Source organism: Streptococcus sanguinis, assembly GCF_050220005.1.
GTDB lineage: Bacteria > Bacillota > Bacilli > Lactobacillales > Streptococcaceae > Streptococcus > Streptococcus sanguinis_Z.
The window spans coordinates 1,954,884-1,971,141 of the sequence record NZ_CP071413.1 but is presented as its reverse complement, the minus strand read 5'-3'; the positions used below and the strand labels follow the sequence as shown (position 1 = coordinate 1,971,141).

The following is a 16,258-nucleotide window of genomic DNA, read 5'->3' as shown; positions in this document are numbered from 1 at the left end:
TGTAGAATGTTAAAAAATATTCCTGAATACCCAAAAAAAAACGACCATAACGGTCGTTTTTTTGCATTACTCCACTTCCAATTCTTCTTGGTCGATTTTATGGGCTGTTCGGTAGGCTTGGTAAAAGATAAAGACAGCCACAGCGGTCATAGCCGGTACGATGATTGGGATATCTGTTTCGATAGCAGTCAGCGGTGAGTTCCAGAAGAAGTGGAGAACGAAGGCTGCTAGGAAGTAGAAGAGCCCCACTCGGAAATAATTTTTCTGAGTTTTGGCATAGCGTAGCATGAGAGCCAGACCGAGAGTGGTTAGGGCGGTGTAGAGCCAGTGAGAGGCAATGCCGCCAGTGATACGTCCTAGAATCCCAGAGATGGTGAAAGAGAAGCCTTCGGGCAGGTCAGAGAGGATATAAGAGAAATCTTCGCTAATCTGAAAGCCCATGCCGGCCGTTATACCCAGCATCAAGAAGGATTTGAGCTTTTTGACTGGGACTAGATAGACAGCGAAGGCAACTGCCAACAGCTTGAGCGGTTCTTCAACCAGCGGAGCTGCGATAGCATTTTCTAGGTCACTGAGCAAAGTGTTTGGGAAGCTCCTGCTGACCCACTCGTGGATATAGGTGTTGGCCAAGCCAGAGGTCCAGCCTGAAATGAAAAGGCCACCTAGCAGAGCCACCCCAAGGCTAAGTGCAGGAGTCTGCCATTTTTTGCCCAGTTGGCGAATCAAGAGCAGGGCAGGGACGATATAGAGCAGGGCCAAGAGGGCTGACAGTCCGACAATCCCGTAGGAAGTACCTGACATACTGCCAGTAGTATAGGCTTGTGTCTCGTATTCTAAGCCAATCGCGCTCAGAAGGAGAAAAATGAAAAGAACAAAATTTTTCTTCATAAGTAACTTTCTAAAATTTTATTTTCATCCTAGTATAACAAAAAAATCCTAAATAAAACCAATTTAAAAACTGGAAATTAAGGGCTAGTATAATACTTTACTTGCCAAACTGTCTCTTTTTGTTTATATTAGTTCTATAAGGTTTCTTGGAGGCGTTTGCATGTCGAAAAATCTGTTGAGGTTGAAATTGCTGGGAAGTCCGAGTGTCTTTCTCAATCAGGAGGAAGTCTTTTTTCCTTTTGCTAAAATCAATGCTCTGCTTTACTATCTCCACATCAATGGAGCAGTCAATCGGGAGGAGATTGCAGGAATCCTCTGGGAAAACAAGGATAATCAGACCGCCAAAAAGAATTTGCGCAACACCATTTATCAAGCTAACAAGCTACTAGGTGGAGAATGGATTGTCGCTCCCAACCGGACTGTGCTGTCGCTTAATCCCGAGTGTGCGATTGAAAGTGATGTGGAACGTTTCACGGACCATCCTGCAAAGCATCTGTCGCTCTATCAAGGGGATTTTCTGCAGGGCTTCTATCTCAAGGACAGCGAGGCCTTTGATTATTGGGTTTCCAAGATGCGGACGCGATATGAGCAACTTTATATCCAAGCCTGCTACCAACAGCTGGAAACAGAAAAAGACCAGCTGGATTTGGAAGAGGCCGAGCGGAATTTGCGCCGCTTGATTAGCATTGATGAGTTTGATGAGAAGAACTATCATTTGCTCATGAAGCTTTATCAGGATCATGATCGGCCTGGCAAGGTGATAGAGACTTATTATAAATTGGTCAATATTTTGGATAAGGAACTGGGCATTAGTCCTACGGAACCTATTCAGCAACTATATCATGAGGTGCTTGCCAAGGACCGTAGCGAGCGTAAGACCAAGCAGTTTCTGCGCAATACGGATCACTTTTTCGGGCGGGTCGATGAAATCAAGCGTTTGGAATCTTACTTTTCTAAGGTGATAGAGACTCAGGAGGCGCGTGCTCTGGTCCTAGTCGGTGGTACTGGTATCGGAAAGCGGACAGTGACTCGTCAAGTACTGGCCAATCAGACCAAGTATTTCCAGATTGTCATGGCTGAGTGCTTCAAGGAAGAGATGAAGGCAGAGTTCCAGCCTTGGCGTGGTTTGCTGGACGGCCTGGGGGACTTGGTTATTCAGCACCAGATTCTCTCTATCAGCCAGTGGCAGGTCATTTTGGAGAGTTATTTTCCTATTTTGACAAGCGGCACTTCTGGTCTTCAGTTGGATGCGGACAAGCTGGCTCAGTTTGTAGTGGATATTCTGCAGAAGATTTCTAAGAAAAAGGCTTTGATTGTCTTGATTGAGGACTGTCACTGGATGGATAAGGCCAGTGTTGCTGTCTTGGAGCAGGTCATGAATCATTTGACTGGTTATCCTGTGGCCTTTGTGCTGACCAAGCATCTGAGCACCCCTTCTTATTTGGAACATTTTTTCAATCACCTGCTGGTTCGCAATAAGCTAGGCTTTATTGAGCTGCAGCCGCTGAATTTTAAGGATAGTGTGGCTTACTTGCAAGCCCAGACAGGTCAGCTAGCCATGTCTGAAGCACGCCTTGAGGATATTTATCGGGTCAGTCAAGGCATCCCTTTCTTCCTATCGGAGTATGCTGAGCAGCTCCTGCGAGGAGAGAAGTTTCATCCGCTGACTCCGGCCATCAAGGCCAAGCTGTCTCTGAAGTTGGATTATCTGAGCAGCCAAGAGGAGGAGTTGGTGGACTATCTGGCTTGCTTTAGGGCTCCTGCGTCGGTTTCGCTCTTAGCTAGGCTACTAGGTTTGCCGATGGAAGAAGTGGTCGAAATCACTGAGGAGTTTGAGCAGAAGCAGCTCTTGATGGAAGAGGAGCAGGGCGAGGAATTGGTAGTGTGGTTCAGCCAGGAGCTTCTGAGAATCTACGCCTATGAGCGTTTGTCGCTTGCCAAGAAGCGAATGCTGCATCACCAGATTGCCCAAGGCATGGAAGACCAGCTGGGAGACTCTCTCTATCATGCTCAGCTGCTCAATGAAATCGCCTATCACTACAAGATGTCCAAGCAGCCGATTAAGTCTCTGGAGTACGAATTGCATTATCTTGAGGCCACCTTGCAGTTTCATCACGAGCTCTTTCCGATTTATTCGCGGGAGTTTGGCTTTATTGAAAAGACGGATGATAGCAATCAGTCAGCGGTTTTAGACCAGTTTGACCGTATCTGTCGGGAAATAGAGGGCTTAGAGAGAAAACATCAGAATCACAAGGATTTTCAGCTTTTGGTTCTCCGTTTCCTCTATCTAGAAGGGCGCTATGCTATCCGGACTGGGAATTACCAGCAGGGGATGGACAATATCCAACAGGTGATTGCTTCTGCCAAGGAGCTGCAGCAGATGGAGTTTCTCTTAGAAGGCTATCGGCAGATGATTTATTACTGCATCCAGACAGAGAATATCCCTGAGATGCGCTACTATACGGAATTGGCTCTGGATGCTTCGGTCCAGGCCAACAATCACGAAGCCATTGCCATCAATCTCCGGCTCAAGGGGCTCTATCATCTCATGATTGGGGATGAGGAGCAGTCGCTCCACCACCTCTACCAGTCTATCGACTGTTTCAGCTTGACGGCTTCGCTGCGTTCCAAGTACTCGATTCAGATTGCGGCGGCTCTAGACTATTTGGCAGAGATTGAGCAGATTCGCGGGAATTTTACGACTGCGCTGGCCCATCAGAAGGAGGCCATTAAGTTGACGGAAAATAAAACAGCAGAGCCTTCGATTTTTGCTTTCTACATCGGCTTGGGTATGACCTATTATCAGCTGAAAGATTATGAGCAGGCGGAGCGGATTTTCCTCAAAGCCAAAACAGCCTTGAAATCTCTCAGCTTCCCTTGGAAAGAGACCCAGTTGGAAGTTTATCTGGCCTTGATTGGCTGCGTGAAGGGAGATTACCAGTCGGTGCTTGATCTGCTGCGGAAAAAGGATAGTCTCATTAGCCGCTATGGCAATCCGCGGGACAAAGGGCTGATCTACTATCTGATGGCTGTGATTAAGTATCGCCTGCTGACTGGCAGCTTGCAGGAAGCAGGCTTTGAAGACTTGCTGGATCAGGACTTTGAGACCTACTATGAAACGGCCAAAAGCCAGCTCAATCCCTACAGAGATCGGCACCAGCTAAAGGAATTAGAAAACTTACGCCAGAGTTTGTCTCAGGCATTAAACACACAATAAAAGAGGATGAAAGCAATGTTCATCCTCTTTTGATGTTTGTAATGAAGTTTTTAAATGCCTATCAGTCATGTGCTTGCGCCCAGACCTGGGTCAGGTAAAAGATAAAGCTGGCAGCCAGATTAGCCGTATGGTTGTCTATATCGTGAGGTGGAGAGACTTCGACGATGTCAAAGCCGATCAGTTTGCCTGAGGCAGCGATGTGCTGGAAGACCAGAACCGCTAGATTGGGATCCACACCGAGCGACTGAATGGCACTGACACCAGGAGCGGCGCCAGCTGCAAAGCAGTCAATGTCAATGGTCAAATAGACCTGCTCCTTGCCGGCCAAAAAGGTATCGACCACCTTACAGACTTCCTTGTAACCCATTTGGTACATATCCATTCCAGTCAGAAACTGGATGGCCTTGGATTTTGCCACAAAGTCAAAGAGAAAGAGATTGTTATTATGCTCCTGAATCCCCAGGATGAGGTAGTTAAAGGCCTGCTTCTGAGCCAGAGTGTCATCGAACATCTGGCGAAAACCAGTACCAGAGTTAGGACCAGTCTGGTCATAGGGACGCAAATCAAAATGGGCATCCATATTGATAACAGCCAAGTCTTGGTCGGGTGCTAGTGACGACTTGAGTCCCAGATAGTGGCCGTAGGCTGTTTCGTGGCCGCCCCCTAGGACAATAGGCCGGAGATTGAGCTCTCGCAGACGTTTGACTGCTCGAGCCAAGCTTTGCTGCAGCTGCTCCAGAGAGCGGTTAGGACCGTCAATATCGCCAGCATCAAAGACGCGGACGTTTCTGCCAAGATGCCAAGGAAGCTTGGCCAGCTGAGTTCGGATAGCTTGTGGTCCTTCGACAGCCCCCACTCGGCCGTGGTTGATATAAACCCCTTTGTCACTCTTGAAGCCAATCAAGGCAAAGTTGACGCCGTCAAAGGGTCTTAAGTTAGGGTCGTTTAAGTCCAAAAACTCAATAACCATACCCCATTTGGCAGCATATAAATCATCATCCAGTCTCTTATGATAGTAGCTGTTATCTAGCTGATAGTAATCTTCTAACATGATTTTGTCCTTTTCCATAACGATACTTGCGACTTTATTATAAGAGTTTCCACCAAGCCTGTCAATGACTTTTGGCGGGAAAAGAAGCCCAGCTGAACGAGAGCGGGCTTCTTAGGTTAGCTTTTTTACAGAGTCATCAGCTTTAGAACTGAATGCTCAAGTCTACAGCCTTTTCAACGGCTGCTAGGAATTCTTCGTTTTCAATCAGCTCAGAAGCTTTGTTGAGCTCTTCATAGATTTCGATGTCCTTGTCAAACTCGATAAAGCGGACATGCCGACGGAAGAGGTCGTAGGCTGGCTTGGTTCCTTTACCAAGTTCATGGTTTTCTGGTTTCAGATCCAGAGCTTGGCAGGCTGCCATGATTTCTGTTGCCACGATGCGGCGAGAATTCTTGAGAATTTCAGCTGCCTTACGTGCTGCAGTAGTTCCCATGCTGACAAAGTCTTCTTGGTTTTCACAAGATGGGATAGAGTCTACGCTGGCTGGATGAGACAAGACCTTGTTCTCAGAAGCAAGCGAAGCACAAGCGTACTGGGTAATCATAAAGCCAGAGTTGAGTCCTGGGTGTTTGACCAAGAATGATGGAAGCTTGCTCAGTTGGCTGTTGACCAGACGTTCTACACGACGCTCGGATACATTTCCGATTTCAGAAATAGCGATGCCTAGGAAGTCGAATGGCTGTGCCATTGGTTCTCCATGGAAGTTACCGCCTGAGATGACATGACCTTCTTTGGTAATGATAGGGTTGTCTGTAACAGAGTTGATTTCAATCTCAACCTTGGTCTTGACATAAGCGATAGAGTCCTTGCTGGCACCATGAATCTGCGGAATACAACGCAGGGTATATGGGTCTTGGACCCGCTGTTGAGTGGCTACGGTTGTGTTGCCACTGCCTTCTAGAAGGTTGCGGATATTGCGGGCTGTAGCCAGCTGTCCGCTTTGAGGTCGAATGGTATGCAGGTCTTCTTCGAAAGGACTGGTAATACCATTGTGGACTTCCATGGAAAGAGCGCCAGCGACATCTGACAGTTTAAGCAGCTGGATGGCATCGTAGGTAGCCAGAGCTCCGATACCTGTCAGGACAGTCGTTCCGTTAATCAGCGCCAGCCCTTCCTTGGCTGCTAGAGCAATTTTCTCGATACCAGCCTTGTCCAAAGCTTCTTGTCCAGAGAGTAATTGGCCTTGATAGTAAGCGCGGCCTAGTCCTAACATAGGCAGAACCATGTGAGCCAGCGGGGCCAAGTCACCAGAAGCTCCCAAAGAGCCTTTTTCTGGAATGTAAGGGACAACGCCTTTATTGAGCAATTCCAGGAGCTTTTCGACAGTAGAGAGACGGATACCAGAATAGCCCTTGACCAAGGAATTAATCCGGATTAGCATAATTGCACGGACTGCATCTTCAGGCAGGGGATCGCCGTAGCCTGAAGAGTGCGTACGGATTAGGTTTTCTTGCAGTTGAGTCGTATCTTCTGGTGAGATGCTGACATTGCAGAGAGATCCGAATCCGGTTGTAACACCGTAGACTACCCGCTTTTCGCGGACGATGTCATCCACGATTTTGCGGGAAGCTTCTACAGCTTTCTTAGCTTCTTGGTCAATTTCGCAGGTGGCTCCATTACGGGCTACTGCGATGACGTCTTCTAAAGTAAGGTGTTCGCCATCCAAATTGATTACATGTGTCATAAGATTCATTCTCCTTCTTGTTCAAGAACTTTATTTTTACAAATCAGTACTATATAGATAAAGTATACTGCACTGGCGATAAGGACACCGATGAGGCCGTAGACATAGTTCATTGGGTTTTCACCCCAAATCATGACGAGGCTGACTAGAACCGCCAAAATTGGAATTACTGGACCAAATGGAACGCGGAAAACTACTTTCTTGTCTGGATATTTCTTTCTTAATACTAGTACAGCTAGAGCAGTTGGGATGTATTGGAAGAAGCGGAAGACCACGCTGAGAGCTGCTAATTCTTCAAATTTACCAGAGAAGAGCAGGGCGATGGCCAGGATTCCTGAAATAATAATGGCAACTATAGGGGCATTTTTAGAGTTGGTTTCTGCAATTTTCTTAGGAAGCAGACCTTCATTTGCGATAGCTGCACCATAACGCGGAACCATGACGGACTCTCCGATATTAAGACCAGTGATAGAGATGAGTGCTCCAATGGAAATAATCCAAGCACCAGCAGGGCCAATCATCTCAACAAAGGCGTCTTGTACAGAAGCATCTGTTTGCAAGATACGGCTGCCCAGCATGGCAATGGTTCCAGCGATAATCAACATATAGAGAACTGATACAATACTGATAGAGCCTAAGATAGCCCGAGGTACATTCTTTTCTGGGTTGCGCATTTCACCAGCAACGATAGACATGGTTTCAAATCCGATAAATCCGTAGAAGATATAAATGGCTGTACTTGAGATAGCTTTCATGATATCTACTTTAGGATCTAGTTGTAGAAACGGAGTGAAGTTACCTTTATCAATTCCCGATTTAATAAAGAAAATTGCGCATAAACTAAAGGCAACGATTGGAATGAGTTTAGCTACAGTAGCGGTCAAGGTAAATATTTTTGAAGTCTTAAGACCAGATATATTCATCAAGCTGAGCAAAATAATCAGGCTCACACTGAGCAAAAGTTCATAAGGTTCAAAGGCTTTAAAAGTGATGACAAAAAGTCTTGCAAATGCTGCTGCCATAGCGGCCCAAGCGATAATGGTTACGACCCATCCCAGAAAACCGACATTAAAGCCTACAAAGTTTCCGAAGGCCGCTTTGGAATATTGGAAAGCTCCGCCGTTTTTATTAAAATAACCTGCAGTTTCTGCCAAGCAGACGGCTAGGAGAATAACGAGGAGGGCAGTTCCAAGCATGACAGCTAGAGAGGCAGGACCAAGTCCTTTATAAATCTTTTGCGGTAGGAGGAAAATCCCTGATCCGATAACGGCATTGATACCGTAGAGAGTTGCACCGGAAAAGCTGAATTTCGCTTTTTCCTGTTCTTGTTCTTGTGCAGTGAGTTTAGTTGCATCCATAATAATGTTTCTCCTTTAGAGATATGGGATCCTTTCCAAGTAAAGATAGAATGGTGACAAGGCATCATGGTATCTTTACTTAGTAGGGATGTGGGTCAAACCAGCCCATATAGCAAGGGGAGCACCCTTTGGCTGGTTACTCGAAAACATTATATGCAGCTCAGTTTCCTGAGTCTCTTTTTCCACTATCAGAAGCTGCTCTGCCTCTAGGTTAAGTGATGGCAGGTTGGTTCCCGTCACCGTCAGGTCCTCTAAGGCATAGATAAATTGAATTTCTTCATCTCGGCTAAGCTCTTGCCCATTTGAGATGGCAATCATCTGTCCCTGATAATGGTCGCTGTAGATTAAGTTAAAGTCGGTACAAGTCCCCCGACTTGTGATAGAATCACTCCCTTCAAAGACATAGGGAGTAAAGGGAGCTAGAGCCGTTTCCTCCTGCCGACTGGCATTGTGGAGATGAAGTGTGTGGTCCAGGCTCATGAGAATGCGGTGAAAGCCGCTGAGGTCAGAAAACTGACTTTCAGCCAACTCCACAGTTGCTGTCGAGAGCCGATAGTCAAATTCTCGCTTACCATAGTGGCCAGTTGGCGGGGAAAGATAAAGTTGTTTTGTCTTTCCCCCCGACCAATCGGAAACTTGAAAATCATTTACTCTTAGAAGGGTTACATTTGTCATTTTTGGTATTTATTAGAACAAACCGCTGATATTGCCGTCTTTGTCAACATCAATCTTTTCGCTGGCTGGTACTTTAGGCAGTCCTGGCATGGTCATGATTGCACCAGTCAGAGCAACGATGAAGCCTGCACCAGCAGAAACTTTGAGCTGGCTGATAGTCACGACAAAGTCTTTAGGTGCGCCCAGTTTCTTAACATCGTCTGAGAAAGAGTACTGAGTCTTAGCCATACAGATAGGATAGTTGGAGAAGCCTAGCTCTTCCAGTTGTTTGAGCTCGCGTTTAGCAGCAGGAGTCAGGCGAACGCCCTTGCCTCCATAGACCTTGGTAACAATTTTGTTTAGCTTGGTCTCAATGGAGTCCTCTTCATTATATACAAATTGGAAGTGATTGTCTCCTTCGGCCAGTTCCACGACTTTTTCAGCCAATTCTTTACCGCCAGCTCCGCCATTTGCCCAGACGTCGGAAATCACTACGTCAACGCCGCGTTTTTGACAGGCATCATAAACTGCTTGCAACTCTGCTTCGGTATCCAGCGGGAATTTATTGATGGCAACGACTGCTGGCAGGCCATAAACATCTTGAATGTTTTCCAGATGTTTTTCTAAGTTTGGCAGACCATCTACAACGGCTTGGACATTTTCTTCAGCCAAATCACTCTTAGCCACACCACCATGCATCTTGAGAGCGCGGATGGTAGCAACTAGAACTACAGCTGCTGGGCGAAGTCCAGATGTACGACACTTGATATCAATGAATTTTTCAGCACCTAGGTCAGCACCGAAACCAGCTTCTGTGACTGCATAGTCGGCATATTTGAGAGCCAGCTTGGTAGCTAGGACACTGTTACAGCCATGGGCAATGTTGGCAAAAGGTCCACCGTGAATCAAGGCTGGTGTGTGTTCCAGAGTTTGAACCAAGTTTGGATGGATGGCGTCTTTGAGGACAGCAGCCATAGCGCCACCAGCTTTCAGATCCTTAGCAGTTATTGGCTTGCCGTCAAAGCTGTAGCCAATGATGATTTTTTCCAAGCGGTTCTTAAGGTCAGTGATATTTTCTGACAGACAGAGAATAGCCATAACCTCAGAAGCAACTGTAATGTCAAAACCATCTTCACGCGGAACACCGTTGACTTTACCTTGCAAACCGTCCACGATGTGGCGCAGTTGCCGGTCATTCATATCCACTGCCCGCTTCCAAGTGATGCGGCGAGAGTCGATACCTAAGGCATTGCCATGATGAATGTGGTTATCAATGAGGGCCGCTAGTAGGTTGTTGGCAACACCGATGGCATGAAAGTCACCAGTGAAATGGAGATTGATATCCTCCATCGGCACCACCTGAGCGTGTCCACCACCAGCAGCTCCGCCCTTGATACCAAAGACAGGTCCGAGAGAAGGCTCCCGCAGAGCGATAACGGCTTTTTTACCGATAGCAGCCAAAGCATCGACCAATCCGACAGAAGTTGTGGTCTTGCCTTCTCCAGCTGGTGTCGGAGAAATAGCGGTCACGAGAATCAGTTTGCCGTCTGGCTTGTCTTTTAAGGCTTCTAGTTGGCCGGCACTGATTTTTGCCTTGTGATTTCCATAAAGAGACAAGGCATCTTCAGCAATTCCTAGCTTTTCTGCCACCTCTTTGATAGGCTTCATTTGAACCGAATTCGCAATTTCAATATCTGATAAAACCATATTGTTACCTCTTGAGAAGAGGAAGTCCATTCACAGGAAAGAGTGGACTTCTCTTCCGCTTATCTATTAGACAACTTTCAAAATTTCTTGATAAATTTCATCGGCTAGGGCGCAGCCTTTTTGCAGGAGGTCCTCACCCTTGCTCCGGTAGTCTGTGACGAATGCTTCATCCTTGACACCTGACAGATTGATGAGGACATTGAGCCAAGCACCTTGCAGGCCAGCCTTAAGGTTGAGAGCTGCTACCCCCAGGTCGCTGGCAGCATTGGTATTGGACTTGCCAACAGCTTTTTGAGTTGTTTGCAGGGCAGCCAAGATGTCTTCCATCATGCCATAAGGCGACTTGGTCGCTTCCTTGAGGGCTTGCTGCATAGCTTCCCGTCGGGCAGCCTTGTCTTCCTCTGTTTCCTTAGGCATATCAAAGACAGCGGAGACTAGATTGAAGGCTTCAGTGTCCTTGTCGATAGCTGCGAGCAGGCTTTCTTGCAAGCGGGCACTTTCTGCGTGCACTTGAGCAATTTCTGCTTCAAATTCTGCGTATTTTTTCTTGCCAAAGGTTAATTCGCAGACCATCTTAGTTAGGGAAATACCGTTCGCTGCTGAAAGAGCAGCGGCAGAGCCACCTCCTGGTGCAGGAGCATCTGAGCCTAGGACTTGGGCAAATTCTGTCAAACTTAAATCTACTAATTTCATAGGTTTCTGTCCTCCTAGCCCAGCAAATGGTTTTCCAGAACTTGCTTGCCGTAGTCAAAGTCTTCGATTTGCAGATAGTATTCTGCTGCATCAATCAAAGCCTTAGCTGGCGCCAAACCGATGACTTCTGAGCCGAGGATTCCAACTCCGTAGCGTTTGGCTTCAAAGCGAACAGTTTCAAAGACGCGATAGAGTGGGAATTTTTCCAGATTGACCATGTTGATAGAAACCTGAGCAATGTTGCGGTCTTCCAACATCACACCGATCGCTTTACAGTACTTGTAGCCACCGCTTGATCCACGGATGATTTTGGCAATATTGTTGGCAATTTCTAGATTGTCTGTATCCAAGTTGATGTTGTAGGCGATGAGCGGCATTCTAGCACCAACAGCAGTAACACCAGCAGTTGGGTGAATCTTTCTTTCACCGTAGTCAGGTGCCCAGTCAGCTTCCAAGAGTTTTTCAGGCATGCCTTCAAATTGTCCTTTGCGAACTTTAGCCAAGTTCTTACGCTCTGGACGAGTCGCTGCATCTTCATAGAGGAAGATAGGAATACCGAGCTCACGATTGATTCGCTCAGATACAGTCTTCGCAATTTCTACGCATTCCTCACTTGTGATGTCCTTGATAGGTACAAAAGGCAGAACATCAGTTGCGCCCATACGAGGGTGTTCGCCTTGGTGCTTGGTCAAGTCAATGTTTTCAGAAGCATATTTAACCAAACGAAAGGCAACTTCCTGAATGTTTTGGTCATCACCGACCAAGGTAAAGACGCTGCGGTTGTGGCTGGCGTCAGAAGAGTGGTCCAAAAGTGTTACGCCTGGCACGCTCTTAGCTGTTTCCACTAGACCGTCAATGACCGCTTGGTTGCGGCCTTCAGAAAAGTTAGGAATACATTCAACAATTTTTGCCATAAGATATTACCTCGTGATATCAATAATTTTAATTTATAATATGAACTTAATAAAGCAGAACCTCCTCCTGAGCCAGGTTAATACCTAGCTCAGGTTGGAAGTTGGGGGACAAGTTTTTTCTATTCGAACAACTTCTTAACAGATTCTTTGACCAAATCTTCGTCAGTTAAGTACGGAATGGTGATGTGGTCTGTTCCTTCATGGAGACGGTTGTACTCGATAGCTGTTTCGATAGCATGCTCATTGCGAGCCCAGTTCCGACGTGCAACTCCGCCGATGGTATCCCAAGCGATAGCAGATTTGATGATTTCATCAATGCGTTCGCTGCCGTCCAGTACCAAGCCAAAGCCACCGTTGATAGACTTACCGATACCAGTTCCGCCACCGTTGTGGAGAGCTACCAGACTCATACCACGAGCTGCATTACCAGCGTAACATTGCACAGCCATGTCGCAGGTTACATTAGAACCGTCCTTGATATTAGAAGTTTCACGGAATGGAGAGTCAGTACCAGATACGTCGTGGTGGTCACGGCCGATCATGACAGGACCAATCTTGCCTTCGCGGACTAATTCATTGAACTTGAGAGCAATATTGACACGGCCCATACAGTCTTGGTAGAGAATCCGCGCTTGAGTTCCAACAACTAGCTGGTTCTTTTCTGCATCGCGAATCCAGTTGTAGTTGTCGCGGTCTTGGTAGCGCCGGTTAGGGTCAATCACTTCCATAGCTGCGTGGTCAGTAGCGACTAGGTCTTCATGCTTACCGCTCAGACATACCCAACGGAAAGGACCATAACCATAGTCAAAGAGCATTGGACCCATGATATCTTCTACATAAGATGGCCAGATGAAGCCGTCTTTGTCATCAAAGCCATTCTTAGAAATTTCCTTGATGCCAGAGTCATAAACTGCCTTCATAAAGGCATTACCATAGTCAAAGAAGTAGGTGCCATTGTTAGTCAAGGTCTTGATAGCCTTGAAGTGACGTTCCAAGGTTTCGTCAACCAACTTAGCAAAGGTTTCCTTGTCTTCAGCCAGGAGGCGTGTCCGCTCTTCAAAGCTGATACCAGCCGGACAGTAGCCGCCGTCGTAAACATTGTGGCAAGAAGTTTGGTCAGAAAGCAGATCTACATGGATATTGTGCTCGTTGACATATTCCAAGAGGTCTACGATGTTACCATGATAGGCGATAGAAGTGGATTCGCCAGCTTCCAGAGCTTTTTGAGCCAAGTCAATTGCTTCTTTTGGACTTTCAGCTAATTGGCTAATCCATCCTTGGGAGTGACGAGTTTCAATCCGAGAATAGTCTACTTCTGCCACGATTGCCACAGCTTTAGCAATTTCGGCCGCTTTCCCTTGAGCTCCACTCATGCCGCCCAGACCAGAAGAGATGAAGAGTTTGCCAGTCAGGTCGCCATCATCAGCTACACCCAGTTTCAAGCGCCCAGCATTGAGGAGGGTGTTGAAAGTACCATGGACGATACCTTGAGGGCCGATGTACATCCAGCCGCCAGCTGTCATTTGACCATAGTTGGTCACGCCCATTTCTTCCGCAATTTCCCAGTCCTTCATATTGTCATATTCACCGACCAAGAGGCCGTTGGTGATGATAACACGTGGAGCTTCTGGTTTGGATTTGAAGAGACCAAGAGGATGGCCAGATTCCACGACCAAGGTTTGATGGTCGGTCATGATTTCCAAGTATTTCTTGATCAGGTTGTACTGCATCCAGTTAGCGCAGACAGATCCAGTTTCTCCGTAGGTAACTAATTCATAAGGATAAAGGGCGATTTCAAAGCTCAGGTTGTTGTCAATCATGACCTGCATAGCTTTGGCTGCGGTACAGTTTCCTTTATATTCATCAATTGGTTTACCATAGATGCGTTCTTTTGGACGCCAGCGGTAGCCATAAATCCGTCCGCGAGTCTTCAGTTCTTCTAAGAATTCTGGAATTACTTCCTCATGGAATCTCTTTGGAATATAGCGAAGGGCATTTTTTAAAGCAATTTCGGTTTGAGCTTGAGTCAAACGGAAGCCCCGGTCAGGTGCTCGACGGATGCCTTCTTGGAAAACTGTTTTTTCAGGCAGTACATCGTCTAATTTGACGGTCATTGCTGCTGCAATTTCATTTTCGCTAAAGTATGACATGAAAAATCCTCCTTTTAGTCAAGTGTAAAATATCTTTCTCCTACATTCTATAAGACTCCCGTCCATAAAGAGTCAAGAAAATGACAAAAGCAGTAAAAAAAGTGGGGCTCCTATCTTTTACAAGCTTTTGACTATAATTTGACGATAGTGTATTATGATGAAAAGCAAATATGTCGGAAAATGAAATGGAGGAACAAGCATGACTGCTGATTTACTATTAACTCACTTTAATCAAGTCTTCTGTCCCAAGGACCTCGGACATCCCCTTTTTGGCGAGGAGATGAAGGAAGCTCAGGTTTTGGAAGACGGCTACATTGCAGTCAAAGACGGCAAAATCCTAGCAGTTGGCAGCGGAGAGCCGGATGCCAGTCTGGTTGGACCTGATACTAAGATTCAGTTTTATGAGGGCAAGATTGCTACACCTGGCTTGATCGACTGTCACACTCACTTGGTCTACGGCGGTAGCCGGGAGCATGAATTTGCCAAGAAATTAGCCGGGGTCCCTTATCTGGAAATTCTTGCCCAAGGCGGCGGTATTCTCAGTACAGTCCGGGCGACGCGAGAAGCTTCTTTTGATACTCTCTACAATAAGTCCAAGAGGCTGCTGGACTATATGCTGCTGCATGGGGTGACGACTGTCGAGGCCAAGAGTGGCTATGGTCTGGACTGGGAAACAGAGAAGCGCCAGCTGGATGTTGTTGGAGCTCTGGACCGTGACCACGATATTGATTTGGTTTCGACCTTCATGGCTGCCCACGCCGTTCCACCAGAATACAAGGGACGCTCTCAGGAATATCTGGAGCTTATCGTCGAGGAAATGCTGCCTCGGGTAAAAGCAGAAAATCTAGCTGAGTTTTGTGATATTTTCTGTGAAAAAGGCGTCTTTACAGCTGACGAGTCACGCTACTTGCTTTCTAAGGCTAAGGAAATGGGCTTCAAGCTTCGTATCCATGCTGATGAAATCGAATCTATCGGCGGGGTGGATGTAGCGGCTGAACTGGGAGCAACGAGTGCAGAGCACTTGATGGTAGCGACCGATGAGGGCATTCGCAAGATGGCAGAAGCCAAGGTTATCGGTAATCTCCTGCCAGCAACTACCTTCAGTCTGATGGAAGATACCTATGCACCAGCCCGCAAGATGCTGGAAGCTGGTATGGCTATTACCCTGACCACCGACAGCAATCCAGGCTCTTGTCCAACAGCTAACCTGCAGTTCGTCATGCAGTTGGGCTGCTTTATGATGCGCCTGACACCAGTAGAAGTCCTTAACGCTGTAACCATCAATGCGGCCTATTCAGTTAACCGTCAAGATAAGATTGGCAGCTTTGATACTGGTAAGCAGGCGGACATTACCATCCTAGACGCTAAGAACATTGACTATCCACTTTATTTCTTTGCGACCAATCTGACCCATCAGGTCTACAAGGCTGGAAAACTGGTCGTCGATCAAGGTAGAATTGTCTAGCCTCTCTAAAAAAGAATCGTATTTTTCGGACTCTCTCTGGTGACAGGGAGAGTTTTCTTTATATCAAAACTTTCCCTTGCCATTCTGCCGCAAGTCTGCTATAATAGTTATTTGTGAGCAAACCTCACTTACCCCTTGCAAAGTCTTGGGGTCATTAGACCAAAAGGAGGAAAAATCAATGGCTAAATACGAAATTCTTTATATTATTCGTCCAAACATTGAAGAAGAAGCTAAAAACGCTTTGGTAGCACGCTTTGACTCTATCTTGACTGACAATGGTGCAACTGTTGTTGAATCAAAAGACTGGGAAAAACGTCGTCTTGCATACGAAATCCAAGATTTCCGTGAAGGACTTTACCACATCGTTAACGTTGAAGCAAACGACGATGCAGCTCTTAAAGAGTTTGACCGTCTTTCAAAAATCAACGCTGACATTCTTCGTCACATGATCGTCAAACTTGACGCTTAAGAAGGTAG

General features: G+C 46.6%; 12 protein-coding genes. 3 read left to right on the top strand and 9 right to left on the bottom strand.

Going from position 1 to position 16,258, the window contains the following annotated elements:
- Positions 1-66: 66 nt before the first annotated feature.
- Positions 67-888 carry a PrsW family intramembrane metalloprotease gene (locus J1C86_RS09640; protein WP_125405982.1) on the bottom strand — a complete coding sequence of 274 codons (822 nt, stop codon included), beginning with the start codon at positions 886-888 and terminating at the stop codon, positions 67-69.
- A gap of 160 nt (positions 889-1,048) precedes the next feature.
- Between J1C86_RS09640 and J1C86_RS09635 the strand changes: the two genes are divergently transcribed.
- Entirely contained in the window at positions 1,049-4,105 is a 3,057-nt protein-coding gene (locus J1C86_RS09635) for an AAA family ATPase (RefSeq protein ID WP_125405979.1), read from the top strand.
- A gap of 61 nt (positions 4,106-4,166) precedes the next feature.
- On the opposite strand, the gene hutG is transcribed toward J1C86_RS09635, so the two are convergent.
- From hutG to J1C86_RS09595, 8 genes are all read right to left on the bottom strand, one after another.
- Entirely contained in the window at positions 4,167-5,156 is a 990-nt protein-coding gene (hutG, locus tag J1C86_RS09630; RefSeq protein WP_125405977.1) for a formimidoylglutamase, read from the bottom strand.
- 142 nt (positions 5,157-5,298) lie between these two features.
- A complete protein-coding gene (hutH, locus tag J1C86_RS09625; protein WP_185755739.1) occupies positions 5,299-6,840 on the bottom strand; it encodes a histidine ammonia-lyase in 1,542 nt (513 codons plus the stop codon).
- Between the two features lie 5 nt (positions 6,841-6,845).
- Positions 6,846-8,198: an APC family permease gene (locus tag J1C86_RS09620; protein WP_002907227.1), complete on the bottom strand. Its 1,353-nt coding sequence runs from the start codon at positions 8,196-8,198 to the stop codon at positions 6,846-6,848.
- Between the two features lie 75 nt (positions 8,199-8,273).
- Positions 8,274-8,873, bottom strand: a complete 600-nt coding sequence (locus tag J1C86_RS09615) for a HutD/Ves family protein (RefSeq protein ID WP_125405971.1) — start codon at positions 8,871-8,873, stop codon at positions 8,274-8,276.
- Between the two features lie 12 nt (positions 8,874-8,885).
- The gene (locus J1C86_RS09610) at positions 8,886-10,559 is read right to left on the bottom strand and encodes a formate--tetrahydrofolate ligase (protein ID WP_125405968.1); all 1,674 of its coding nucleotides are present in this window, start codon (positions 10,557-10,559) and stop codon (positions 8,886-8,888) included.
- 66 nt (positions 10,560-10,625) lie between these two features.
- Positions 10,626-11,252: a cyclodeaminase/cyclohydrolase family protein gene (locus tag J1C86_RS09605; protein WP_125405965.1), complete on the bottom strand. Its 627-nt coding sequence runs from the start codon at positions 11,250-11,252 to the stop codon at positions 10,626-10,628.
- 14 nt (positions 11,253-11,266) lie between these two features.
- Positions 11,267-12,166 (bottom strand): glutamate formimidoyltransferase, encoded by a 900-nt coding sequence (ftcD, locus tag J1C86_RS09600; protein ID WP_101771756.1) that lies wholly within the window; start codon positions 12,164-12,166, stop codon positions 11,267-11,269.
- Positions 12,167-12,285: 119 nt separating this feature from the next.
- A complete protein-coding gene (locus J1C86_RS09595; protein ID WP_125405962.1) occupies positions 12,286-14,316 on the bottom strand; it encodes a urocanate hydratase in 2,031 nt (676 codons plus the stop codon).
- 199 nt (positions 14,317-14,515) lie between these two features.
- Here J1C86_RS09595 and hutI point away from each other — a divergent pair, with 199 nt between their 5' ends.
- Positions 14,516-15,781: an imidazolonepropionase gene (gene hutI / locus J1C86_RS09590; protein WP_125405959.1), complete on the top strand. Its 1,266-nt coding sequence runs from the start codon at positions 14,516-14,518 to the stop codon at positions 15,779-15,781.
- A 178-nt stretch (positions 15,782-15,959) separates the two neighbouring features.
- Complete coding sequence (gene rpsF, locus J1C86_RS09585; RefSeq protein ID WP_002896497.1) at positions 15,960-16,250, top strand: 30S ribosomal protein S6; 291 nt, start codon at positions 15,960-15,962, stop codon at positions 16,248-16,250.
- The last annotated feature ends 8 nt before the right edge of the window (positions 16,251-16,258 follow it).

Excerpts from the sequence above, each read along its gene's own strand:
- J1C86_RS09640 (WP_125405982.1), bottom strand. The coding sequence starts at position 888 with ATGAAGAAAAATTTTGTTCTTTTCATTTTTCTCCTTCTGAGCGCGATT.
- J1C86_RS09635 (WP_125405979.1), top strand. The coding sequence starts at position 1,049 with ATGTCGAAAAATCTGTTGAGGTTGAAATTGCTGGGAAGTCCGAGTGTC.
- hutG (WP_125405977.1), bottom strand. The coding sequence starts at position 5,156 with ATGTTAGAAGATTACTATCAGCTAGATAACAGCTACTATCATAAGAGA.
- hutH (WP_185755739.1), bottom strand. The coding sequence starts at position 6,840 with ATGACACATGTAATCAATTTGGATGGCGAACACCTTACTTTAGAAGAC.
- J1C86_RS09620 (WP_002907227.1), bottom strand. The coding sequence starts at position 8,198 with ATGGATGCAACTAAACTCACTGCACAAGAACAAGAACAGGAAAAAGCG.
- J1C86_RS09615 (WP_125405971.1), bottom strand. The coding sequence starts at position 8,873 with ATGACAAATGTAACCCTTCTAAGAGTAAATGATTTTCAAGTTTCCGAT.
- J1C86_RS09610 (WP_125405968.1), bottom strand. The coding sequence starts at position 10,559 with ATGGTTTTATCAGATATTGAAATTGCGAATTCGGTTCAAATGAAGCCT.
- J1C86_RS09605 (WP_125405965.1), bottom strand. The coding sequence starts at position 11,252 with ATGAAATTAGTAGATTTAAGTTTGACAGAATTTGCCCAAGTCCTAGGC.
- ftcD (WP_101771756.1), bottom strand. The coding sequence starts at position 12,166 with ATGGCAAAAATTGTTGAATGTATTCCTAACTTTTCTGAAGGCCGCAAC.
- J1C86_RS09595 (WP_125405962.1), bottom strand. The coding sequence starts at position 14,316 with ATGTCATACTTTAGCGAAAATGAAATTGCAGCAGCAATGACCGTCAAA.
- hutI (WP_125405959.1), top strand. The coding sequence starts at position 14,516 with ATGACTGCTGATTTACTATTAACTCACTTTAATCAAGTCTTCTGTCCC.
- rpsF (WP_002896497.1), top strand. The coding sequence starts at position 15,960 with ATGGCTAAATACGAAATTCTTTATATTATTCGTCCAAACATTGAAGAA.